15 protein-coding genes are annotated in these 22,180 nt (G+C 60.1%); 5 read left to right on the top strand and 10 right to left on the bottom strand.

Going from position 1 to position 22,180, the window contains the following annotated elements; all coding sequences use genetic code 11:
- Nucleotides 1–924, top strand: a 924-nt coding sequence (locus ACIPIZ_RS26345) for an OmpA family protein (protein WP_401168353.1), incomplete at its 5' end; no start/stop codon positions are given.
- A 97-nt stretch (nucleotides 925–1,021) separates the two neighbouring features.
- Here ACIPIZ_RS26345 and cobA read toward each other — a convergent pair.
- The 8 genes from cobA to ACIPIZ_RS26305 form a co-directional block, all read right to left on the bottom strand.
- Nucleotides 1,022–1,789: a uroporphyrinogen-III C-methyltransferase gene (cobA, locus tag ACIPIZ_RS26340; RefSeq protein ID WP_401168350.1), complete on the bottom strand. Its 768-nt coding sequence runs from the start codon at nucleotides 1,787–1,789 to the stop codon at nucleotides 1,022–1,024.
- Between the two features lie 13 nt (nucleotides 1,790–1,802).
- Nucleotides 1,803–4,517 carry a molybdopterin-dependent oxidoreductase gene (locus ACIPIZ_RS26335; RefSeq protein WP_401168347.1) on the bottom strand — a complete coding sequence of 905 codons (2,715 nt, stop codon included), beginning with the start codon at nucleotides 4,515–4,517 and terminating at the stop codon, nucleotides 1,803–1,805.
- Nucleotides 4,517–4,834, bottom strand: a complete 318-nt coding sequence (gene nirD, locus ACIPIZ_RS26330; protein WP_016985592.1) for a nitrite reductase small subunit NirD — start codon at nucleotides 4,832–4,834, stop codon at nucleotides 4,517–4,519. Before nirD ends, ACIPIZ_RS26335 begins: the two co-directional genes overlap by 1 nt.
- On the bottom strand, nucleotides 4,831–7,284 hold the full coding sequence (gene nirB / locus ACIPIZ_RS26325; protein WP_105707871.1) for a nitrite reductase large subunit NirB: 2,454 nt from the start codon (nucleotides 7,282–7,284) through the stop codon (nucleotides 4,831–4,833). The genes nirD and nirB overlap by 4 nt, the downstream gene beginning before the upstream one ends.
- Nucleotides 7,285–7,697: 413 nt before the next feature.
- A complete protein-coding gene (locus ACIPIZ_RS26320) occupies nucleotides 7,698–9,356 on the bottom strand; it encodes a protein kinase (protein WP_401168343.1) in 1,659 nt (552 codons plus the stop codon).
- Between the two features lie 7 nt (nucleotides 9,357–9,363).
- Nucleotides 9,364–10,575 (bottom strand): NarK/NasA family nitrate transporter, encoded by a 1,212-nt coding sequence (locus ACIPIZ_RS26315; protein WP_064391274.1) that lies wholly within the window; start codon nucleotides 10,573–10,575, stop codon nucleotides 9,364–9,366.
- Nucleotides 10,576–11,009: 434 nt separating this feature from the next.
- A complete protein-coding gene (locus ACIPIZ_RS26310) occupies nucleotides 11,010–11,585 on the bottom strand; it encodes an ANTAR domain-containing response regulator (protein WP_042558507.1) in 576 nt (191 codons plus the stop codon).
- 15 nt (nucleotides 11,586–11,600) lie between these two features.
- Nucleotides 11,601–12,812 carry a CmpA/NrtA family ABC transporter substrate-binding protein gene (locus ACIPIZ_RS26305; RefSeq protein WP_064391275.1) on the bottom strand — a complete coding sequence of 404 codons (1,212 nt, stop codon included), beginning with the start codon at nucleotides 12,810–12,812 and terminating at the stop codon, nucleotides 11,601–11,603.
- Nucleotides 12,813–13,034: 222 nt separating this feature from the next.
- Between ACIPIZ_RS26305 and ACIPIZ_RS26300 the strand changes: the two genes are divergently transcribed.
- Nucleotides 13,035–14,054, top strand: a complete 1,020-nt coding sequence (locus ACIPIZ_RS26300; protein ID WP_034152862.1) for a quinone-dependent dihydroorotate dehydrogenase — start codon at nucleotides 13,035–13,037, stop codon at nucleotides 14,052–14,054.
- Nucleotides 14,055–14,307: 253 nt separating this feature from the next.
- On the opposite strand, the gene rmf is transcribed toward ACIPIZ_RS26300, so the two are convergent.
- A complete protein-coding gene (gene rmf / locus ACIPIZ_RS26295) occupies nucleotides 14,308–14,523 on the bottom strand; it encodes a ribosome modulation factor (RefSeq protein ID WP_003223300.1) in 216 nt (71 codons plus the stop codon).
- 532 nt (nucleotides 14,524–15,055) lie between these two features.
- On the opposite strand from rmf, the gene rlmKL reads away from it, so the two are divergent.
- Entirely contained in the window at nucleotides 15,056–17,326 is a 2,271-nt protein-coding gene (gene rlmKL / locus ACIPIZ_RS26290; RefSeq protein WP_105707880.1) for a bifunctional 23S rRNA (guanine(2069)-N(7))-methyltransferase RlmK/23S rRNA (guanine(2445)-N(2))-methyltransferase RlmL, read from the top strand.
- A gap of 147 nt (nucleotides 17,327–17,473) precedes the next feature.
- Nucleotides 17,474–19,855: a diguanylate cyclase gene (locus tag ACIPIZ_RS26285; protein WP_401168339.1), complete on the top strand. Its 2,382-nt coding sequence runs from the start codon at nucleotides 17,474–17,476 to the stop codon at nucleotides 19,853–19,855.
- Between the two features lie 189 nt (nucleotides 19,856–20,044).
- Here the strand turns inward: ACIPIZ_RS26285 and dacB are convergent, their stop codons facing one another.
- Nucleotides 20,045–21,505 (bottom strand): D-alanyl-D-alanine carboxypeptidase/D-alanyl-D-alanine-endopeptidase, encoded by a 1,461-nt coding sequence (dacB, locus tag ACIPIZ_RS26280; RefSeq protein WP_105707885.1) that lies wholly within the window; start codon nucleotides 21,503–21,505, stop codon nucleotides 20,045–20,047.
- 233 nt (nucleotides 21,506–21,738) lie between these two features.
- Between dacB and ACIPIZ_RS26275 the strand changes: the two genes are divergently transcribed.
- Nucleotides 21,739–22,083 (top strand): YggL family protein, encoded by a 345-nt coding sequence (locus tag ACIPIZ_RS26275; RefSeq protein WP_105707889.1) that lies wholly within the window; start codon nucleotides 21,739–21,741, stop codon nucleotides 22,081–22,083.
- Nucleotides 22,084–22,180 lie beyond the last annotated feature (97 nt).

The raw sequence follows: 22,180 nt of genomic DNA, 5'->3' as shown, positions 1-22,180 counted from the left end.
AAAGAACAATTCGACAGCGCTCGTAACTTAAAGAACAACGGCAACCTGTTCGGCGGTTCGATCGGTTACTTCCTGACCGACGACGTTGAACTGCGTCTGGGCTACGATGAAGTTCACAACGTACGTGCCGACGATGGCAAGAACGTAAAAGGCGCTAACACCGCCCTGGACGCTCTGTACCACTTCAACAACCCAGGCGACATGCTGCGTCCATACGTCTCGGCCGGTTTCTCCGACCAGAGCATCGACCAGAACGGTTCGAACGGTCGTAACCGTTCTACCTTCGCTAACCTGGGCGCTGGTGCCAAGCTGTACTTCACCGATAACTTCTACGCTCGTGCTGGCGTTGAAGCTCAATACAACATCGACCAGGGCGACACCGAGTGGGCTCCTAGCGTCGGTATCGGTGTGAACTTCGGTGGCGGCTCCAAGCCTGCTGCTGCTCCAGTTCCAGCAACAGCTGAAGTCTGCTCCGACAGCGACAACGACGGCGTTTGCGACAACGTTGACAAGTGCCCGGACACCCCAGCCAACGTAACTGTTGACGCTGACGGCTGCCCAGCAGTTGCTGAAGTTGTTCGTGTTGAGCTGGACGTTAAGTTCGATTTCGACAAGTCTGTTGTTAAAACCAACAGCTACGGCGACATCAAGAACCTGGCTGATTTCATGAAGCAGTACCCATCCACCACCACTACTGTTGAAGGTCACACTGACTCCGTCGGTCCTGACGCTTACAACCAGAAACTGTCTGAGCGTCGTGCAAACGCCGTTAAGCAAGTTCTGACCAACCAGTACGGTGTTGAATCGTCCCGCGTTCAGTCTGTTGGCTACGGCGAATCCCGCCCAGTTGCTGACAACAAAACTGAAGCTGGCCGTGCTGTTAACCGTCGCGTAGAAGCGCAGGTTGAAGCTCAAGCTAAGTAATTAGCTGCCGCTCCGAGAAAAGCCCGGCTTAGGCCGGGCTTTTCTTTGTCTGCGATTTGGCTTTGCAGCTTTAAAAGACCGCAGCCTTCAGCAGCTCCTACATGAATTCTGCATACGTCCTGTAGGAGCTGCCGCAGGCTGCGATCTTTTGCTCTTCAACAACAGCCGCCACCGCACCAATCACCAGAATCGCCGGGCTTCTCAATCCGAAAACACCTGCGTCATCACTCATGCCCATCAGATCACTCCGACATTCGCGCTGCTGCGGCAGTGAAGCATTCTCGATCATCGCCACCGGCGTATCTGCCGCCATCCCGCCCGCCAACAACTGGTCGCGAATCTCGCCCAGTTTTGCCACGCCCATGTAAATCACCAGCGTCGTGCCACCCTGCGCCAGCGCCTGCCAGTTCAATTGGCTGTCATCCTGGGTGTGCGCAGTCACCAGCGTCACGCCACGCGCGACCCCGCGCAAAGTCAGCGGAATATCACACTGCGTCGCCCCGGCCAGCCCGGCAGTGATGCCATTGACCAGCTCCACCTCAACCCCTCGCTGACGCAGCCACTGCGCCTCTTCACCGCCACGGCCGAAAATGCACGGATCGCCGCCCTTGAGCCGCACCACGCACTTGCCTTGGCGGGCGTAACGCAGCATCAGTCGATGGATAAACGCCTGCGGAGTGGAACGGCAACCGCCGCGTTTCCCTACGGCAATAATGCGCGCGCCGGGGCAGTGCTCCAGCACCACGTCGTTGACCAGATCGTCGATCAGCACCACATCGGCTTCGCGCAAGGCGCGCACTGCTTTGAGGGTCAACAGTTCCGGATCGCCGGGGCCAGCGCCCACCAGCCAGACTTTTGCATTCATGGGTTTTTCCTCATCAGATCACGGCGACTGGTTGCACATCGGCAGCCAGCAAGCGTTTTATTTCCGGGACACAGGAGCCGCATTGCGTGCCGCAGCCCAGATTGTTTTTCAAGCCTTGCAGATCCAGACCTTGGCGAATGCCGGCGCAGACCGCGTTGAGGCTGACGTTCTTGCAGTTGCACAGGGTTTTATCCGCAGCGAACTGCGCCCCGGCACTGCCCGGAGGAGCACTCATCGGTGCCAACAACCAGCGCCGCAGTTGTTCGTCCGCACGGCCCTCCAGCCACAACCCTTGCAGCCAATGCCGGGCGAGGGTTTCGCCGGCCAGTCGAATCGCGATGATCCGCCCGTTTTCAATGCGCACGCGCTTGCCAATTGACCGGCGCGGGTCGTCGTAGGCCAATACCGGACCGTCGATCAGCGACAGACACTGGTCGATTTCACCGAGCAATTGCGGATTCGGCGCCTCGCTGCTGGCAGCGCGTATCAGCAATGCCGGTCGCTCACGCCCGACAAGGCTGAGACTCACGTAGGAAAATGCCTCACACAACGGTCGTAGGGTCTCGAAATGCTGTTGAACATTGCCTTCGATGAGTGCGAACAACTGCCACGGTAGATTCACCGCTTCCAGGCGCACGCCGCTATGTTTGAGTTCCGGTTGTTTCGACAATGGATCGAAGGCCGGCAGGGTCAGGCTGTTCACGCCGCCCTTGAGAAAACGGTCGCCCCAGTGCATCGGCAGAAACGCCTGTCCCGGACGCACGCTGTCGTCGCTGCCAACCGCGACGATCACTGCGCCGCGACGACTTTTAAGGTTGACCAGATCTCCCGGCTGCAAGCGATGCCTGCGCAGTTCGTCCGGGTGCAAGCTCAACACCGCTTCGCTGACATGCCCGAACAACTGCGCCGCCGTACCGGTGCGGCTCATACCGTGCCATTGATCACGCAGACGTCCAGTGATCAATGTCAGTGGAAAACGCGCATCGCGCTGTTCTTTGGCGGCGCGATAAGGGTCGGCTATGAATTGCGCGCGTCCGTTGGCGGTTGGGAAAATCCCGTCCTCGTACAGTCTTGGCGTTCCTTGCCGCGCGCCGACAGGGAAGGGCCATTGCTGCGGTCCGATCTCGTCGATCAGCGCATGACTGATCCCGGACATATCCAGATCCCGCCCGTGCGTCAGCCCTTTGAATTCATCGAACAACTGCGCAGGTTGGTTAAAGGTAAACAGGCTCGATTCAGCGGGGCGCAGACGTTTCTCCAGACGTTGTGCGAAATCCACCGTGATCGCCCAATCCGGACGCGCTTCACCGGGTGGGAGAATCGCTTTGCGTACGTGGGAAATGCGCCGCTCGGAATTGGTCACCGAGCCTTCCTTCTCGCCCCAACTGGCTGCGGGTAGCAGCAGATCAGCGAATGCCGCGGTTTCAGTGGTGCGAAAGGCTTCCTGCAGAACTACAAACGGGCAGGCCTCAAGCGCTGCTCGTACCGAATGTTGATCCGGCATCGATTGCGCAGGGTTGGTGCAGGCAATCCACAACGCCTTGATCTTGCCGCTGCGCACCTGCTCGAACAGTTCGATGGCGCTGAGGCCGGTACTCTCCGGTAGCCGATCCACACCCCAGTAAGCCGCGACTTCGGCGCGGTGTTCAGGGTTGGCCGCCTCGCGATGCCCTGGCAGCAAATTGGACAAGCTACCCGTTTCGCGTCCGCCCATGGCATTTGGCTGACCCGTCAAAGAGAAAGGTCCTGCACCCGGCCGGCCGATTTGCCCGGTGGCCAGGTGCAGATTGATCAACGCACTGTTCTTCGCGCTGCCGGCCGTGGACTGGTTCAAACCCATGCACCACAGCGACAGGAAACTTGGTGAAGTCCCCACCCATTCGGCGCACTGCTGCAATTGCTCGACGCTGATCCCGCACAGTTGCGAAACCATTTGCGGGGTGTAATCGCGCACCAGATTTTTCAGTTCAGCCAAGCCTTCGGTGTGCGCTTTGATGAAGTCGCGATCAACCCAGTCTTCCCACAACAGCAGATGCAAAATCCCATGAAACAAAGCGACATCTGTGCCCGGCAGAATCGCCAAGTGCAGATCGGCGAGGTCGCAGGTGTCGGTGCGCCGTGGATCGATAACGATGACTTTCATCTGCGGACGTCGGGTTTTTGCCTCTTCCAGCCGACGAAAAAGTACCGGATGGGCGTAGGCCATGTTACTGCCGACGATCATCACGCAATCGCTGAGCTCCAGGTCCTCATAGCTGCAAGGCGGCGCATCGGCGCCAAGGCTGCGCTTGTAGCCGACCACCGCCGAGGACATGCACAGGCGTGAATTGCTGTCGATGTTGTTGGTGCCGACCAGCGCTCGCGCGAGTTTGTTGAAGGCGTAGTAATCCTCGGTCAGCAGTTGCCCGGAGATATAGAACGCCACGCTGTCCGGGCCGTGCTCGGCGATGGTTTCAGCGAACACGTTGGCAGCATGTTCAAGCGCGGTGTCCCAATCGGTGCGACTGCGCGCCAGGCCTTTGCCCAGACGCAATTCCGGGTACAGCGCGCGGGCCGCGAGGTCGCCGGTCAGGTGCAGGGTCGAGCCTTTGCTGCACAGTTTGCCGAAGTTGGCCGGATGCGCCGGATCGCCGCTGACGCCGAGGATGTGCTCGCCATCATGTTCGATCAGCACGCCGCAGCCGACTCCGCAATAACAGCAGGTCGAGGCGGTCGTCTGGCGGCTCATCAGATGGCGTCCCGCAGAGCCAGCTGCACGCGCCCGTTTTCGACCCGCGCCGGGTGATGGTGCGCGCAACCGATGTCTGGCGCCTGCGCTTCGCCAGATTCGAGGTCGATCTGCCAGTTGTGCAGCGGGCAGGCGACGCGTTTGCCGTAGATCAAACCTTGCGACAACGGCCCGCCCTTGTGCGGGCAGCGGTCGTCGAGGGCGAAAACCTCATCGTCACTTGTACGAAAAATCGCAATGTCACCTTTCGGTCCGGCAATGATTCGCGAACCGAGGGCATTGATCTCGTCGAGGGCGCAGATATCGAGCCAGTTCATGCCGGCACCTCCAGGTTTTTCACGGGGATCACATCGAATTCTTTCTTCAGTTGCGGCTGCGCCAGACGTTCTTTCCACGGGTCTTGCTCAAATGACAGGGAGAACTGCAGGCGTTCGTTCAGGGCTTTGCGGCGCTCCGGGTCTTCCAGCACGGCTTTCTTGATGTGTTCCATGCCGACCCGTTGCAGGTAGTGCACGGTGCGTTCGAGGTAGAAGGCTTCTTCGCGATACAGCTGCAGGAAGGCGCCGTTGTATTCGCGCACCTCTTCGGCGGTTTTCAGCTTGACGAAGAACTCGGCGACTTCGGTTTTGATCCCGCCGTTGCCGCCGATGTACATCTCCCAGCCGGAGTCGACGCCGATGATTCCTACGTCTTTGATCCCTGCTTCCGAGCAGTTGCGTGGGCATCCGGAAACAGCGAGTTTCACTTTGTGCGGTGACCACATGTTGAACAGGTCGTGCTCAAGCTCGATGCCCAGTTGTGTCGAGTTTTGCGTGCCGAAGCGGCAGAATTCGCTGCCGACGCAGGTCTTCACGGTGCGGATGGATTTGCCGTAGGCATGCCCGGACGGCATGTCGAGGTCTTTCCAGACGCCGGGCAAGTCCTGCTTCTTGATGCCGAGCAAATCGATGCGCTGACCGCCGGTAACCTTGACCATCGGCACGTTGTACTTGTCGGCCACGTCGGCAATCCGTCGCAGTTCCGAAGGATTGGTCACGCCGCCCCACATCCGTGGCACCACCGAGTAAGTGCCGTCCTTCTGAATGTTGGCGTGCGCGCGTTCGTTGATCAGGCGCGATTGCGGGTCGTCCTTGGCTTCGCCGGGCCAAGTGGAAATCAGGTAATAGTTGAGGGCCGGGCGGCACGTTGCGCAGCCGTTCGGCGTGCGCCAGTTGAGGTAGCTCATGGTGCCGGCGATGGTCAGCAGATGCTGCTCGCGAATGGCTTGGCGGATCTGGCCGTGATTGAGGTCGCTGCAACCGCAGATGGCTTTTTCGCTTTTCGGTTTGACGTCCGCCGCGCCGCCCACGGTGTTGATCAGGATCTGCTCGACCAGCCCGGCGCAGGAGCCGCAGGAGCTGGCCGCTTTGGTGTGTTTCTTCACCTCATCGACGCTGAACAGGCCGTGTTCCTGAATCGCTTTGACGATAGTGCCTTTGCACACGCCGTTGCAACCGCAGACTTCGGCGGTGTCGGCCATGACCATGGCTTTGTCCTGGCCCTGATGTCCTACATCGCCGAGGGCGTTTTCGCCGAACATGAGGTGATCGCGGATCTCGCCGATGGCGTGATTCTCACGAATCTGGCGGAAATACCAACCGCCATCTGCCGTATCGCCGTACAGACAGGCGCCGACCAGCACGTCATCCTTGATAACCAGTTTTTTGTACACGCCGCCAATCGGGTCGGATAGGGTGATGGTCTCGGTGCCTTCGCCGCCCATGAAGTCGCCAGCGGAAAACAGATCGATGCCGGTGACTTTCAATTTGGTGGAGGTTACTGAGCCCTGATAACGGGCGAAACCCAATTGGGCGAGGTGGTTGGCGCACACCTTGGCCTGTTCGAACAGCGGCGCGACGAGACCGTAGGCAATCCCGCGATGGCTGGCGCACTCGCCGATCGCGTAGATGCGCGGATCGTAGGTTTGCAGCGTGTCATTGACCAGAATCCCGCGATTGCACGGGATGCCGGCCTTCTCAGCGAGTTCGGTGTTAGGACGAATGCCGGCGGCCATCACCACCAGATCAGCGGGGATGATGTCGCCGTTCTTGAATTGCACCGAGCCGACCCGGCCATTGCCGGCGTCGTGCAAGGCCTGGGTCTGTTCGCACAGACGGAAGTGCAGGCCGCGGGATTCGAGGGCGCTTTGCAGCAGTTGGCCGCTGGTCTTGTCCAGTTGCCGTTCCAGCAACCATTCGCCGATATGCACCACGGTGACGTGCATGCCGCGCAGCATCAGGCCGTTGGCCGCTTCAAGACCGAGCAGGCCGCCGCCGATGACCACCGCGTGTTTGTGGGTTTTCGCGGTGTCGATCATCGCTTGAGTGTCGGCGATGTCGCGGTAGCCGATCACGCCGTGCAGAGTGTTGCCGGGGATCGGCAGGATGAACGGTGTCGAGCCCGTGGCGATCAGCAGGCGATCGTATTCGGCCTCGGTGCCATCCTCGGCGATCACCCGGCGTTTGACCCGATCGATCTCCACCACTTTGCGGTTGAGCAACAACTTGATGTTGTTTTGCAGGTACCAGTCGAGATCGTTGAGCACGATTTCTTCGAAGGTCTGCTCACCGGCCAGCACCGGCGAAAGCAGGATGCGGTTGTAATTGGTGTGCGGCTCGGCGCCGAAGACCGTGATGTCGTACAGCTCGTTGCTCAGCTTGAGCAGTTCTTCGAGGGTGCGGACCCCGGCCATGCCATTGCCGATCATCACCAGTTTGAGTTTTTTCATCAGGTTCTCCGGGGAGCTGCGGCTGGCCTCTTGTGGGCAGTCAGGCCTTGCTCGAGAAATTTTGCGCAAACAAAAAAGGCGTCCCGCTAGTTGCCTAGCGAGGACGCCTTTGTCCTGGTCCCGTTCTCTCGGGAAGCGCAGCCTTCGTCGTTGAAGGCTGGGCTTTATGTGTGTGTTGAGAGGGGTAATGCAGTGGTTGTGCCAAGTGGGGACGGTGGCGGGTTTATTGGGGGCGAGGGATTTTGAGGATGGATTTTTTGCACTGATTCGAAGCGGGTTGCTCGTTCGTGGGGCATTCAGGCAGATAAATTTGTGGTGATTGGGCTGACGTCATCGCGAGCAGGCTCACTCCTACAGGGGAACGCATTTCAAATTGTAGGAGTGAGCCTGCTCGCGATGGCCGCGACGCGGTGTCAGTGATGAAACAACAAAACCAGCAGCACCAGATTCCCAAGCAAAGCCACCAATGCCATCGTCCGCCAGACCTTCAGCGGCTCGCGCTCCAGCAAGGGCCGAGGCCGCACACTCAAACTGCGCCGCTCACCCTGTTCCAGCACCAGCAACCATTCCTCAGCCGTTTCAAACCGTTGTTGCGGATCAGCCGCCACCCCGCGCTCGAGACTCTGCGCCAGCCAGTCCGGCAGATCGGGCCGATAGCGACTGGCGCTCACCGCGACACCAAATCGCGGCCGCTGAAACGCTTCGATCTCGCCATAGGGGAAATGCCCGGTCAGCAGGAAATACAGGGTCACACCGACCGCATACAAATCCTGCTGCGCACTCGGCGGATCACCGCGGAACGCTTCCGGGGCGATGTAGCTCGGAGTGCCTGGCAGTGTCGACGGCGCGTCTTCGGACAACCCCGGGCAATACGCCAGGCCAAAATCGAGCAGGCGCAATTCACCGTCGTCACCCCAATGCAGATTCTCCGGTTTGATATCCCGGTGCAGAATCTGCCGCCGATGCAGCAGGCCGACCGCACGCAGCAGGCGTTCGGCGAGCTCCTGCCATTGCGCCAAGGGCAAAAGCTCGAGCTGTGCCAGAGTCCTTCCGGAATATTCCCGCATCACGTAGTACAAATGCTGACGCTGCTGGCAGGCATGGACTTCAGGAAAATGGCGACCGGCTACGCGTTTCAGAAACCATTCCTCGGACAACAGCGCTTGCCCGGCGTAGGAATCATCGGCGGAACGCGTGGGTAGGGTTTTCAGAAGCCACGTCTGACCTTGTCCATCAAGCACCCGATACAGCAGCGATTGCTGGCTCTGAGCGACAACGTCCAGCACTTGCCAGCCTTCGAACGACTGACCGGGTTTCAACGGTGGCGGCAGGGGCCATTGCTGCAAATGAATCAGCGCATCGCCGATACTGGCCTCACCCAAAGCATCTACCCGCACCAGCAAAGCACTGGCATTGTCCTGGCTCCCCGCCAGATGCGCGGCGTTGACCAGCGTCTGCGCGGCGCTGTGCAGATCCGGCTGATCACGCAGAATCGCCGCAATCGCGGTATCGCCCAACGTCGACCAGACCCCGTCGCTGAGCAGCACAAAGCTTTCGCCGTCACGCAGTTCGCCGTCGAGGAAATCCAGCACCAGATGCTGATCCAGCCCCAGCGCACGTTTGAGCACATGCTGCATGCCCGGCTGCTCCCAGACGTGATCTTCCGAGATCCGCTGCAAGCGCTCGGCGTGCCAGCGATAAACCCGGCAATCGCCGACGTGGGCGAGGGTAAAGCGCCGACCACGCATGACCAGAGCACTGACCGTGGTGAGCAGCGGTTGCCCACCGCCATTGGCCTGCAGCCAGCGATTTTGCGCGAGCAGCAGGCGATCCAGCGCCTGCGCCACGCTCCAGGTTTCCGGTGTGGCGTAGTAGTCGAGCGCCAGCGCCTGCAACGTCGAGCGCGCAGCCAGTCCGCCATCGGCGCACTGGCTGACGCCGTCGGCGATGGCGAACAGATAACCCTTGCTTGCCGCCAACGCCGGAGCGGGCGTGACCAGGCGCAAAGCGTCCTGATTCTCCGCGCGCGGGCCGGTGGCGCTGGCTTCGGCAAAACTCAGTTGCAGGGCCATTGATGCTTCAGACCCGCGCCGCCGTCACCGCTGCCGAGCCCCAGGTGGTTCTCCAGCGACGCTTGACGCCGTGCAGGCCAAACCACGCCAATACGCCCAGGCTGGCGAACAACCACAGGGCCAGTTGATAGCTGCCGGTGCTCTGTTTGATCGCGCCCATGCCAGCGGCCAAGGCAAAACCGCCGATGCCGCCGGCCATGCCGATCAGTCCGGTCATGACGCCGATCTCGAGACGAAAACGCTGTGGCACCAGTTGGAAAACCGCACCGTTGCCTGCCCCTAAACCGAGCATGGTGCAGACGAAAAGGGCGAGTGCCGCGTAGGAACTTGGCAGGTTGAAGCCGACGGCAGCGATGCAGATGGCGGCAACGGTGTACATCGCCAGCAGCGTGCGGATGCCTCCGAAGCGGTCAGCCAGTGCGCCACCCAGTGGCCGCATCAGACTGCCGCCGAACACGCAGGCGGCGGTGTAGTAACCGGCAGTCACCGGGCTCAGGCCGTATTGATCGTTGAAGTATCCGGGCAGGGCGCTGGCCAGGCCGATGAAGCCGCCGAAAGTGACGCTGTAGAAAAACATGAACCACCAGCTGTCACGGTCGCCCAAGGCTTTGAAGTAGTCAGTCATGGCTTTGGCTTTTGGCCGTTCTGGCGCGTTCTTCGCCAGCCAGGCGAACAGCACCAGCGTCAGGATCAGCGGGATCAGGGCGAAACCGAAGACATTGCTCCAGCCGAACGCGGCGGCGAGTACCGGCGCCAGCAGCGCGGCGAACACGGTGCCGGAGTTGCCCGCGCCGGCGATGCCCATGGCTTTGCCCTGATGCTGCGGCGGATACCATTGCGAAGCCAATGGCAGGGCGACGGCGAACGATGCACCGGCCATGCCGAGGAACAAACCCAATATCAGCGCTTGCTCGTAGCTGTGGATGCCGATTTTCCAGGCACCGAACAGCGCGCAAATCACAATGACCTGACCGATCAGCCCAGCGGTTTTCGGTGAGAGCCGATCGGCGAGCATGCCCATGATGAAGCGCAGTACCGCACCGGCGAGGATCGGCGTGGCGACCACGAGGCCACGTTGTTGCGTGGTCAAGTGCAGGTCGGCGGCGATCTGCACCGCCAGCGGGCCGAGCAGGTACCAGACCATGAAACTCAGGTCGAAATAGAGGAAGGCCGCGAACAGGGTCGGGGTGTGGCCGGATTTCCAGAAGCTTGAATTCATCGCGCACCTCAGCTGAAAAGAGTCTCGAAAGGAGTCATGCAACAGCAGGTGGAGCGCCGCCACGGCCGCACCACCGGCCCCGAGCTGTGGGGCCAAAACGCAAAAACGCCGCTACCTGATGCGCCGGTTGGGCGAACGGGTGAGCGACGTCTTTGTCGTGGGTGGGGCAACCGCCGTTGGTTACCTGTGCGTTTTACATAGCTAGATTTGTGCCAACAGCCTGAAAATCAAAAGCCCCTCACCCTAGCCCTCTCCCAGAGGGAGAGGGGACTGATTGGGGGATGCTCGAGAAGTACGCCGACCTGTGATTTTCTGCTGTGAATCCATAATCGACTCGGTCTTTCAGGTCGATGTTTGACGCCAGACACCTAGGTCGGTCCCCTCTCCCTCCGGGAGAGGGCTAGGGTGAGGGGCTTTTCAAGCGGTCATTACTTTCAGCCAAGCAACTCACTCATGGCAATAATCTGCTCCGCCACCTGAATCAGCTTCTGCTGCCGGCTCATGGCCTGGCGCCGCATCAAGGTGTAAGCCTCTTCCTCATTGCAGTCCTTCATCTTCATCAGCAACCCTTTGGCCAGCTCAATGCGCTTGCGCTCAGCCAATTGCTGGTCACGCGCGTGCAACTGCGCACGCAACGCCTGATCACTCTCGAAACGCGCCATCGCGACATCGAGAATCGGCTGCAAACGCTGGGCGTGAATGCCTTCGACGATGTAGGCACTGACCCCGGATTTGATCGCCTGGCGCATCACCCCCGGATCATGTTCATCGGTAAACATCACGATTGGCCGAGGTTGGTCGCGGCTGACCAGTACCACTTGCTCCATGACATCGCGGCTCGGTGACTCGGTATCGATCAGGATCACGTCCGGGCGCACCGTTTCGACGCGCGCGGGCAGGTCGATGGTCAGCCCGGATTCGTCGATTACTTCGAAACCGGCCTCGGTCAGCGCGGCTTTAAGGCGTCCGACTTTTTTCGCTGTGTCGTTGATCAACAGAATGCGCAACATGTTCGCGGTCTCCTGTCAGCGGCGGGCGAGAAGGGGAGCATCGTCGCTCAACGCGTGCAACTTGAAGCTGCGCGCATAACCAGCGGGATCGCTGCCGTCCCAGATCTTGCCGTCGAGCAACTGGCTGCTGCGCATGTCGCTGCCCCACGCGGCAACGCCGAGCGCCGTGGCGGCCTCGCGATAGAGATCAAGCTGCTGAACCTGGCGGGCGACGGCGAGGTAATCCGGATCTTCACGCAACAAGCCCCAGCGGCGGAACTGGGTCATGAACCACATGCCATCGGACAAGTACGGCAGATTCACTTGGCCATTGCCGTGAAAACGCAGCGCGTGCGGATCCTGCCAACGATTGCCGAGGCCATCGGCATAGTCACCGAGAAAACGTGGTTCGATGCAGGCCAGCGGAGCATCGAGATACTCCGGCGCACTCAGCAATTGCGCGGTGCTGCGGCGGTTCTCCGGGCTTTCTTCGATGAAACGGCTGGCTTCGAGGATCGCCATCACCAACGCTCGCGCAGTGTTGGGGTATTGCTCGACAAATTCGCGGGTGCAGCCAAGGACTTTTTCCGGGTGATCGGGCCAGATGGTCTGGCTGGTCGCCAAGGTAAACCCAAGATCCTGCTGCACCGCGCTGGCCGCCCACGGCTCGCCGACACAGAAGCCATCGATGCGCCCGGCCTGCAAGTGCGCGACCATTTGTGGCGGTGGCACCACCACGCTGTCGACATCCTGAAGTGGATGAATGCCCTGACTCGCCAGCCAGTAATACAGCCACATCGCGTGCGTGCCGGTGGGAAAGGTCTGGGCGAAGGTCAGTTTTGCGCGGCTTTGGTGCACGTGGCGGTCCAGCGCTTCAGGGCTGGTCACGCCGAGGTGTTGCAGGTTGTGGGACACATTGATGCTTTGACCGTTTTGATTGAGGCCCATCAGCACCGCCATGTCGGTCGGAGCGACGCCGCCAATGCCCAGATGCACGGCGTAAATCAATCCGTACAGACTGTGCGCCGCGTCGAGTTCACCGCTGACCAGGTTGTCGCGCAGATTGGCCCAGGATGCCTGGCGCTTCAGGTTCAGCGTTAGTCCGTAAGGCTGGGCAAAGCCTTGAGTGGCAGCAACGACAACCGACGCGCAGTCGCTCAACGCCATGAAGCCGAGGTTGATCGCAGTTTTTTCCGGGGCATCGCTGCCATTGACCCAGGCCAGTGGCCCTACCGAAGGTTCATTCATCCAACGCTACCTCGAAAAAAAGCGTCGCCACGGACTTTGCGCAGGCAAAATCCGGGACGACGCCATTGTCCTTGCCCGCCTGCCTTCATTGGCCTGCGCGCTGATAGCGAAGAGGGTGCAAGGCATATGCCAGTGCCAGTGATTTGCGCGTGCGCCTCGCGCGGTGGGTCGTTGCCCGGCTATAATCGCCGCCTCTTTTCGCCGCCCGAGTCATCGCCGCCCATGTACACCCTGGCCCGTCAGCTGTTGTTCAAACTTTCCCCGGAAACCTCCCACGATCTGTCGCTGGATCTGATCGGCGCGGGTGGGCGTTTGGGCCTCAACGGCTTGCTGTGCAAGGCGCCGGCGAAGAAGCCGGTGACGGTCATGGGGCTGGAGTTCCCGAACCCGGTGGGGCTGGCGGCCGGTCTGGACAAGAACGGCGCGGCCATCGATGGCTTCGCACAACTGGGTTTCGGTTTTGTCGAAATCGGCACCGTGACCCCGCGTCCGCAGCCGGGCAACCCGAAGCCGCGGATCTTCCGCCTGCCGGAAGCCGAAGCGATCATCAACCGCATGGGTTTCAACAACCTCGGTGTGGATAACTTGCTGGCGCGGGTGGCAGCAGCGAAATACAAAGGCGTGCTGGGCATCAACATCGGCAAGAACTTCGACACGCCGGTTGAGCGCGCGGTTGACGACTACCTGATCTGCCTGGACAAGGTTTACGCCCACGCCAGCTACGTGACGGTTAACGTCAGTTCGCCGAACACGCCGGGCCTGCGCAGCTTGCAGTTCGGTGATTCGCTCAAGCAATTGCTCGCCGATCTGGCTACGCGCCGCGCCGAACTGGCCTTGCGTCATGGCAAGCATGTACCGCTGGCAATCAAGATCGCGCCGGACATGACCGATGAAGAAACCGCGCAGGTAGCACAGGCGCTGATCGAAACCGGTATGGACGCGGTGATCGCCACCAACACCACGCTGAGCCGTGTCGGCGTTGAAGGCATGGAGCATGGCGACGAGGCGGGCGGTTTGTCGGGTGCGCCGGTGCGGGAGAAGAGCACCAATACCGTGAAGGTGCTGGCCGGTGAGCTGGCTGGGCGTTTGCCGATCATTGCTGCTGGCGGGATTACTGAAGGCAAGCATGCTGCGGAGAAAATTCTCGCGGGTGCGAGCCTGGTGCAGATCTATTCGGGCTTCATCTATAAAGGCCCGGCGTTGATTCGCGAGTCGGTCGACGCGATCGCCGCCCTGCGCTGATCCATAGACACCACTGTTCCCTTGTAGGAGTGAGCCTGCTCGCGATAGCTTTCTTTCGGTCACTTCATCAGCGACTGACAGACCGCTATCGCGAGCAGGCTCACTCCTACAGGTTATGCGCTCGGCACAAAAAACCATGCAATAAAAAGGGCTCCTCGAAGGAGCCCCTGGGCCGTAGCCCGCCGTCCGGGAAGGACGTGCGTGGTTAATTTGTTACAAATTCAGATTGTCGTGTCGGAATAAATGCCCTGTGTCAGCCGACGGCGTGAAGTTCGTTGAGTCTGTGGATTCCCGCAGTGCCGGTCATACCGTCCCAGTTGTCGCCGCGTCCTTCTCGCCAGCCGTTAATCCAGGCTTGACGTACCGACGGTAGAGTAAATGGGCAAAGCTCACGGGATTTGCCACCAACGCCATATTGATATCCGCGCAAAAATGCTCTTTCCAACGGATCACGCTTAAGTCTTCTCATAGGGTGTTTCCCTCACTTGTTGACTGTTTTGTGTCGCGTTGACCTCAACTGAGGTCTGGCAGAAAAAACCTGCCATGGTGCGGCTCGCTGCCGGCGTGGCGAGCCAAGGTGTTGACGCCGTTGCGACGTCAACCTGTGCTCAGTTCTAACCAATGAGTCACAGCGATGGAATGACCGTTTTGTCATAAGGACGTAACGAAAAGGGTGCTATAGCGATAAGTAACTGCGTATTTATTGAATGTTTATTGGGCAAACCCCGGTATGATCGGCCCCGCGCTGGATGATGGGGTTAATTCTTTAGTGAGAATGACCCACGTTTGCGCTGGGGTACTATTCGACGAAGGGTCGTTTTAAGACTTTTTGTTGCATCAACTTTTTTATCTGTCCTGGCATCTAAGCTCTTTTAACCCGAGCAGCGGGGATGGAACGGCACACCTTCGTGCCACGCGGGCGCTCTTTAAGAAAAGCGCCTGATTGAAAACCGGATCGGCAATGCGTTGCCGATTCACTAGCCAAAGGCTCTGGAAATACCATGTCCGACCGTTTCGAACTCTTCCTCACTTGCCCTAAAGGCCTTGAAGGCCTGCTCATCGAGGAAGCCGTCGGGCTTGGCCTTGAAGAAGCGCGCGAGCACACTTCCGCCGTGCGTGGCATGGCGTCCATGGAAACCGCTTATCGCCTGTGCCTCTGGTCGCGTCTGGCCAACCGGGTGCTGTTGGTGCTCAAGCGTTTCCCGATGAAAGACGCTGAAGACCTCTATCACGGCGTGCTCGACATCGAATGGCAGGATCACATGCTCAGCGACGGCACCCTGGCCGTTGAATTCAGTGGTCATGGCTCGGGCATCGACAACACGCATTTCGGTGCGCTGAAAGTCAAAGACGCCATCGTCGACAAATTGCGCACCCCGCAGGGCGACCGTCCGTCGATCGACAAGCTCAACCCTGACCTGCGCATCCACCTGCGTCTGGATCGTGGCGAAGCGATCCTCTCCCTTGACCTCTCCGGGCACAGCCTGCACCAGCGCGGCTATCGTTTGCAGCAGGGCGCGGCGCCGCTGAAGGAAAACCTCGCAGCGGCGATCCTGATCCGCTCCGGCTGGCCGCGCATTGCCGCTGAAGGCGGCGCGCTGGCTGACCCGATGTGCGGTGTCGGTACGTTCCTCGTCGAAGCAGCAATGATCGCCGCCGATATGGCGCCGAACCTGCGTCGTGAGCAGTGGGGTTTCACGGCTTGGCTCGGTCACGTGCCGGCGCTGTGGAAAAAACTCCATGAAGAAGCCGTCGAACGCGCCGCTGCCGGTCTGGCCAAGCCACCGCTGTGGATTCGCGGTTACGAAGCCGACCCGCGACTGATTCAGCCGGGCCGCAACAACGTCGAGCGCGCTGGCCTCAGCGAATGGATCAAGATCTATCAGGGCGAAGTCGCGACCTTCGAGCCGCGCCCGGACCAGAACCAGAAAGGTCTGGTGATCTGCAACCCGCCGTACGGCGAGCGTCTCGGCGACGAAGCCAGCCTGCTCTATCTCTACCAGAATCTTGGCGAACGCCTGCGTCAGGCCTGCCTGAACTGGGAAGCGGCGGTGTTCACCGGCGCGCCGGATCTGGGCAAGCGCATGGGCATCCGCAGCCACAAACAGTATTCGTTCTGGAACGGCGCGTTGCCGTGCAAGCTGCTGTTGATCAAGGTTCTGCCGGATCAGTTCGTCACCGGCGAGCGTCGGACCCCGGAACAACGTCAGGCCGAGCGCGAGCAAGCGGCTTACGATCTGACTCCGGACGAGCCGCAAGAGCGCAAGTTCAACAAGAACGGCAACCCGATCAAACCGACGCCAGCCCCGGCGCCGGTGATCGAGCAGCCGCGCTTGAGCGAAGGCGGGCAGATGTTTGCCAACCGACTGCAAAAGAACCTCAAGGCGATGGGCAAGTGGGTCAAGCGCGAAGGCATCGATTGCTACCGCGTCTACGATGCCGACATGCCTGAATATGCGATGGCGATCGACCTGTACCACGATTGGGTGCACGTGCAGGAATACGCCGCGCCGAAGTCTATCGACCCGGAAAAAGCCTCGGCGCGCATGTTCGATGCGCTGGCAGCGATTCCGCAGGCGCTCAACGTCGACAAGAGCCGCGTGGTGGTCAAACGCCGCGAGCGCCAGAGCGGCACCAAGCAGTACGAGCGTCAGGCTGCGCAGGGCAAGTTCAATGAAGTCAGCGAGGGCGGCGTGAAGTTGCTGGTCAATCTCACCGACTACCTCGACACCGGCCTGTTCCTCGATCACCGGCCAATGCGCATGCGCATCCAGAAAGAGGCCGCCGGCAAGCGCTTCCTCAATCTGTTCTGCTACACCGCGACCGCCAGTGTGCATGCGGCCAAGGGCGGCGCGCGCAGCACTACCAGTGTCGACCTGTCGAAAACTTACCTCGACTGGGCGCGCCGCAACCTGTCGCTGAACGGTTTCTCCGACAAGAACCGTCTGGAGCAGGGCGATGTGATGGCGTGGCTGGAAAGCAGTCGTGACGAGTACGACCTGATCTTCATCGATCCGCCGACGTTCTCCAACTCCAAGCGCATGGAAGGCATCTTCGACGTGCAACGTGATCAGGTGCAGTTGATTGACCTGGCCATGGCGCGTCTGGCAACCGGTGGCGTGCTGTATTTCTCCAACAACTTCCGCAAGTTCCAGTTGGAAGAAAACCTCGCCGAGCGCTACGCGGTCGAGGAAATCAGCGCGCAGACCATTGATCCGGATTTTGCCCGCAACACCAAGATCCACCGCGCCTGGAAAATCACGGCTCGTTGACGCTTTGCCGGGTTGGATCCACAGAGCCTTGATTTTTAAAGGCTCCGTGGATCTGCCCGCGCTAGCTAAATTAGTGGCTAATAGCTATAACTCACACACGGTCAATGGGGTTTTCCCGTGAATGCTGGCGTAGTGTGAGTTGTCTTTATGTCGTTGCACCCCGTGCGCCCTAAGATTCTGGGTTTTATCAGCGAAGACGTCTCGGCCTGGCTGGTCGCGATGCTGGTATTGCTCGCCGGTGCAATTCTCACGGGGTTACTCGCTTGGGCGACCCTCAATCAGTTTCAGCAACAAACGCGTCAGCGCTTCCAACTGCTGGCCAACGAACGTTACAGTCGTATCGAAGAACGCTTTCAGGATCAGGAACAGCGCCTCGATGGTCTGCGGCGCTTCTTTGCCAACTCTGAATCGGTGTCCCGCGCCGAATTCGACGGTTACACCCAACCTTTACTAATGCGTACCCAGGCCTACTCGTTTGCTCTCAAGGTCAGCGGGCCCGAGCGCGCCGCTTTCGAGCAGCGGGTGCGTGACGAGGGCCTGGGTAACTTCACCCTGCGTGAACTCAATGCCCAAGGCGAGCTGCAACTGGCTGGCGTGCGCGATGAGTACGTGCCGGTGCTCTTCAGCCAGACGCAAAGCCGGCTTGGTTCACCGCTGGGGTACGACTTGCTGGCGCAGCCGTTGCGCCGCGACACCCTGCAACGTGCCGACAAGCTCGGCAGTCTGGCGGTATCGCAACCGATGCACCTGGTCAGTATCGAGCCGTCTTATGCGCGTGGCGTGTTGTTGGTGGCGCCGGTGAGCCGCAATGGCGAGCGCCAATCGTTCGGCTACGTGATGGCGGTGATCAGCATGCGCCAGCTGCTCGCCGACGGTTTGCCGGATGCCTTCCATGACTACCTGTCGGTACGCATTCTCGACATGTCGACCCATGATCAGCACGAGGTGTTGTTCGAATCGACCAACGAGCCGGCGCCGAGCGACTTGTCCGCCACGCGTCTGGTACGCATGGCCGATCACGACTATCAGGTCGATATCTTGCCGAGCGACGCCTTCGTTCAGGCTAACCATTCGTCGGTTGGTAGCGTGATCATTCTGGGTGGCTTGCTCAGTTTGCTGCTCAGCGCCTTGCTCTACGTGTTGGTCAGTCAACGTCAACGGGCCTTGCGTCTGGTTCAATTGCGCACCCAGGAACTGCATGCAAGCGAACAGGAACTGCGGGGCACCCATGGCCAGTTGCGCGGGGTGTTGAACGCGGCGACTCAAGTGGCGATCATCGCCACCGACCTGCGCGGCGTGATCAACACCTTCAATCCCGGCGCCGAACAGATGCTTGGCTACAGCAGTGCCGACGTCGTTGGCCATATGACCCTGGAAAACCTGCACCTGCCGCGCGAGTTGACGGCGCGCGCTGCCGAGTTGAGCGCGCGCTACGGTAAAAGCATTCCGACCTGCCACGCGATGCTGGTCGAGGGCGGCGAAGTCGGCGGTCACGAGGCGCGCGAGTGGACGCTGGTGCGCAGCGATGGCAGCCATCTGCCGGTGAACATGCTGGCCACACCGGTGCTGGATGAGCAAGGTTTGTGGGTTGGCCATCTGGCGATCTGCATCGACATCACCGAGCGCAAACGCGTGCACGAAGTGCTGGCGGCGCGGGATGTGTTGCTGAAGAAGCTCAGTGCGCACGTTCCCGGTGGTATCTATCAGTTCAAAATGGAGTTCGACGGGCGTTTCAGCGTGATCTATGCCAGCGACGGCATTCGCGAAATCTACGAACTGGAACCGGACGTGCTGTTGTTCAACGCTGAAGCGATCTTCACGCGCATCCATCCTCAGGACATCACCCGCGTGCGCTCTTCCATTCGCGCCTCGGCAGAAAGCCTCAGCCCGTGGCGCGAGGAATACCGCGTGCAACTGCCCGAACGTGGCCTGCGCTGGGTGCGCGGCGAGGCGACGCCGGAGGAGCTGCCGGGTGGCGGGGTGCTTTGGCATGGCTATATCTCGGACATTTCCGATCTGAAACGCGTGGAAGAAGAACTGCGTGCGCTGTCAGTCACCGACTCCCTGACCGGGATCCACAACCGTCGCTACTTCCAGGAACGCCTGACCACCGAAATGGCCCGGGTCGAGCGCGGCGGTGGCGAGCTATCGGTGATCATGCTCGACATCGACCATTTCAAACGCATCAACGACCAGTACGGCCACGCCGTTGGCGACCGGGTGTTGCAAGCGGTGTGCGAGCGCATCGGTCATCGCCTGCGCCGCACCGATGTGTTCTGCCGTTTGGGTGGCGAAGAGTTCATGGTGCTGTGCCCGGACATCGACGGCGAGCACGCGCACATGCTCGCGGTCGAGTTGTGGCAAGGCTTGCGCGGCGCGCCGGTGGACGTGGTTGGTGTGGTCACGGCGAGTTTCGGTATCGCCAGTTGGCGACCGGGAGAGGGCGCAGATGCGTTGCTGTTGCGCGCGGATTCGGGTGTGTATATGGCAAAGCAGCGCGGCCGCGATCGCGTCGAGCAGATGAGCTAAGCCCGGCGCTGAACCCTTGTAGGAGTGAGCCTGCTCGCGATTGCGGTATATCAGTCACCATGATGTATCTGGACTGACGCTATCGCGAGCAGGCTCACTCCTGCAGAAGATCAGAAGATCGCAGCCTGCGGCAGCTCCTACAGGATTATGTGGCACCTGCAGGAGCTGCCGAAGGCTGCTCTTTTGCTTTTAAAGGACCGAAGCCGTCTGCGGCAATCGCGGTTGCTTGTAGAGGTCCAGCAGCACCTGATCGAGCACCGACGATGCACCGAACGGCGCCTTGTCGTTAAGGATCGCCACTACTGCCCAGGTATTGCCATTCACATCACGGCTGAAACCGGCAATCGCCCGCACAGTGTTCAGGGTGCCGGTCTTGACGTGCGCCTCACCGCGCATGGCGGTGGTTTTCAGACGCTTGCGCATGGTGCCATCGGTACCGGCAATCGGCAGCGAGCTGATGTATTCGGCGGCGTAAGGGCTGTGCCACGCGGCTTGCAGCATGTTCGCCATTTCACGGGCGCTGACGCGTTCGGCGCGGGACAGGCCGGAGCCGTTCTCCATCACCAGATGCGGCGCAGTGATGCCTTTCTTCGCGAGCCACTGACGCACCACGCGTTGCCCGGCCTTGGCGTCGTCACCGTCGGCGTCGTTGCGGAATCGCTGGCCAAGGCTGAGGAACAGCTGCTGGGCCATGGTGTTGTTACTGTACTTGTTGATGTCGCGGATGATTTCCGCCAGATCCGGCGAGTAGGCACGCGCGAGCAGTTTGGCGTTGCCCGGGGTCGAGGCCAGACGATCCTTGCCCTGAATGCTGCCACCCAGTTCTTTCCAGATCGCGCGCACGGCGCCGGCGGTGTAGGTCGCATGGTCAAGCAGAGACAGGTAAGTCTGCGAGCTGCAGCCTTCGCCCAACTGGCCGGCAACGGTGACGGTAACGCTGCCATCCGCCTGCGGCACCGGGTTGTAGCGCACGCCGCCAGTGCATTGCTTGGAGTTCAGTGCTTTGACGGTGTTTTCAATACGTACAGTGGCGATCGGCGGCTCGACCGAAATCAGCACCCGGCCGTTATCGTTGCGGGCGACAAAGCGCAGGGCCTTTAGGTTGACCAGCAGCGAGTCGGGTTTGACCAGGAACGGTTTGTTCTCGTCGTTGCCGTCATCGTTGAATTCCGGCAACACCGGCTGCACGAAAAAATTGCGATCGAGGATCAGGTCCCCGGTGACCTGGGTCACGCCGTTGGCGCGCAGGTCGCGCATCAGCAGCCAGAGTTTTTCCATGTTCAGCTTCGGATCGCCGCCACCTTTGAGGTAGAGGTTGCCGTTGAGGATGCCGCCGTTCAGGTCACCATCGGTGTAGAACTCGGTTTTCCACTGATGGTTGGGGCCGAGCATTTCCAGCGCCGCGTAGGTGGTGACCAGTTTCATGGTCGAGGCCGGGTTGACCGACACGTCGGCGTTGAACACGGTTGGCGTGCCCGGACCGTCCAGTGGCACCATCACCAGCGACAGGGCGCTAGGCTGCAATTTGCTCGCCTTGAGGGCTTTTTCGACGTTCGGGGTGAGGGAGGTGTTGATGGTGGCAGCAGAAACAGGCAGGGCCAGAGGCAGAAGGAGGCCGGCGAGAAACAGTGGACGCAACGATTTGATCATATGAAATAAAACCCTACAGCCGAGGGGAAAAAGACGAGGACATGGATGAAAAAGCCCTCAGTGGTCACGAAAGTGTCGGCATTATGCCCCAAGGTGTAACCGATTGTGCCGTCCTCGGGGTGGCGATTCGCTGATTTTTTTACAGGCGGTCAGCCGCTGTGTCTACAGAGGCGGGCAATCGATTGCTTAAACTGGTAAAGTGCCCGCCGTATTTACTTAAGAGGATTGTTCCAATGGCGACTAACCGTTCCCAGCGTCTGCGCAAAAAACTGTGCGTTGATGAATTTCAAGAGCTGGGTTTCGAACTGAACCTGGACTTCAAAGAAGACTTGTCCGAAGAAGCCATTGACGCTTTCCTCGAAGCATTCATCAAAGAAGCCATGGAAGCCAACGGCCTGGGTTATGTTGGCGGCGACGACTTCGGTCTGGTATGCCTGCAGAAGCGTGGCTCGGTCAACGAAGAGCAGCGCGCTGCCGTTGAAGCCTGGCTGAAAACCCGCGCCGAGCTGACCAAGTATGAAGTCAGCCCGTTGCTGGACGTTTGGTATCCGGAAAAGCCGATCAACGCGGCTAAGTGATACTGAAAAAAACGGCGACCTGAGGGTCGCCGTTTTTTTTCGTCGATCAAAAGATCGCAGCCTCGTTTCACTCGACAGCTCCTACAGAGGAGCGCGA

This window comes from Pseudomonas sp. NPDC087690, from assembly GCF_044743175.1.
In the GTDB taxonomy this organism is placed as follows: domain Bacteria; phylum Pseudomonadota; class Gammaproteobacteria; order Pseudomonadales; family Pseudomonadaceae; genus Aquipseudomonas.
The sequence above is the reverse complement of the archived record's forward strand: the minus strand, read 5'-3'. Positions and strand labels throughout refer to the sequence as shown.

Coding starts and splice junctions, on each gene's coding strand:
- cobA (WP_401168350.1), bottom strand. CDS start 1,789: ATGAATGCAAAAGTCTGGCTGGTGGGCGCTGGCCCCGGCGATCCGGAA.
- ACIPIZ_RS26335 (WP_401168347.1), bottom strand. CDS start 4,517: ATGAGCCGCCAGACGACCGCCTCGACCTGCTGTTATTGCGGAGTCGGC.
- nirD (WP_016985592.1), bottom strand. CDS start 4,834: ATGAACTGGCTCGATATCTGCGCCCTCGACGAGATCAATGCCCTCGGT.
- nirB (WP_105707871.1), bottom strand. CDS start 7,284: ATGAAAAAACTCAAACTGGTGATGATCGGCAATGGCATGGCCGGGGTC.
- ACIPIZ_RS26320 (WP_401168343.1), bottom strand. CDS start 9,356: ATGGCCCTGCAACTGAGTTTTGCCGAAGCCAGCGCCACCGGCCCGCGC.
- ACIPIZ_RS26315 (WP_064391274.1), bottom strand. CDS start 10,575: ATGAATTCAAGCTTCTGGAAATCCGGCCACACCCCGACCCTGTTCGCG.
- ACIPIZ_RS26310 (WP_042558507.1), bottom strand. CDS start 11,585: ATGTTGCGCATTCTGTTGATCAACGACACAGCGAAAAAAGTCGGACGC.
- ACIPIZ_RS26305 (WP_064391275.1), bottom strand. CDS start 12,812: ATGAATGAACCTTCGGTAGGGCCACTGGCCTGGGTCAATGGCAGCGAT.
- ACIPIZ_RS26300 (WP_034152862.1), top strand. CDS start 13,035: ATGTACACCCTGGCCCGTCAGCTGTTGTTCAAACTTTCCCCGGAAACC.
- rmf (WP_003223300.1), bottom strand. CDS start 14,523: ATGAGAAGACTTAAGCGTGATCCGTTGGAAAGAGCATTTTTGCGCGGA.
- rlmKL (WP_105707880.1), top strand. CDS start 15,056: ATGTCCGACCGTTTCGAACTCTTCCTCACTTGCCCTAAAGGCCTTGAA.
- ACIPIZ_RS26285 (WP_401168339.1), top strand. CDS start 17,474: ATGTCGTTGCACCCCGTGCGCCCTAAGATTCTGGGTTTTATCAGCGAA.
- dacB (WP_105707885.1), bottom strand. CDS start 21,505: ATGATCAAATCGTTGCGTCCACTGTTTCTCGCCGGCCTCCTTCTGCCT.
- ACIPIZ_RS26275 (WP_105707889.1), top strand. CDS start 21,739: ATGGCGACTAACCGTTCCCAGCGTCTGCGCAAAAAACTGTGCGTTGAT.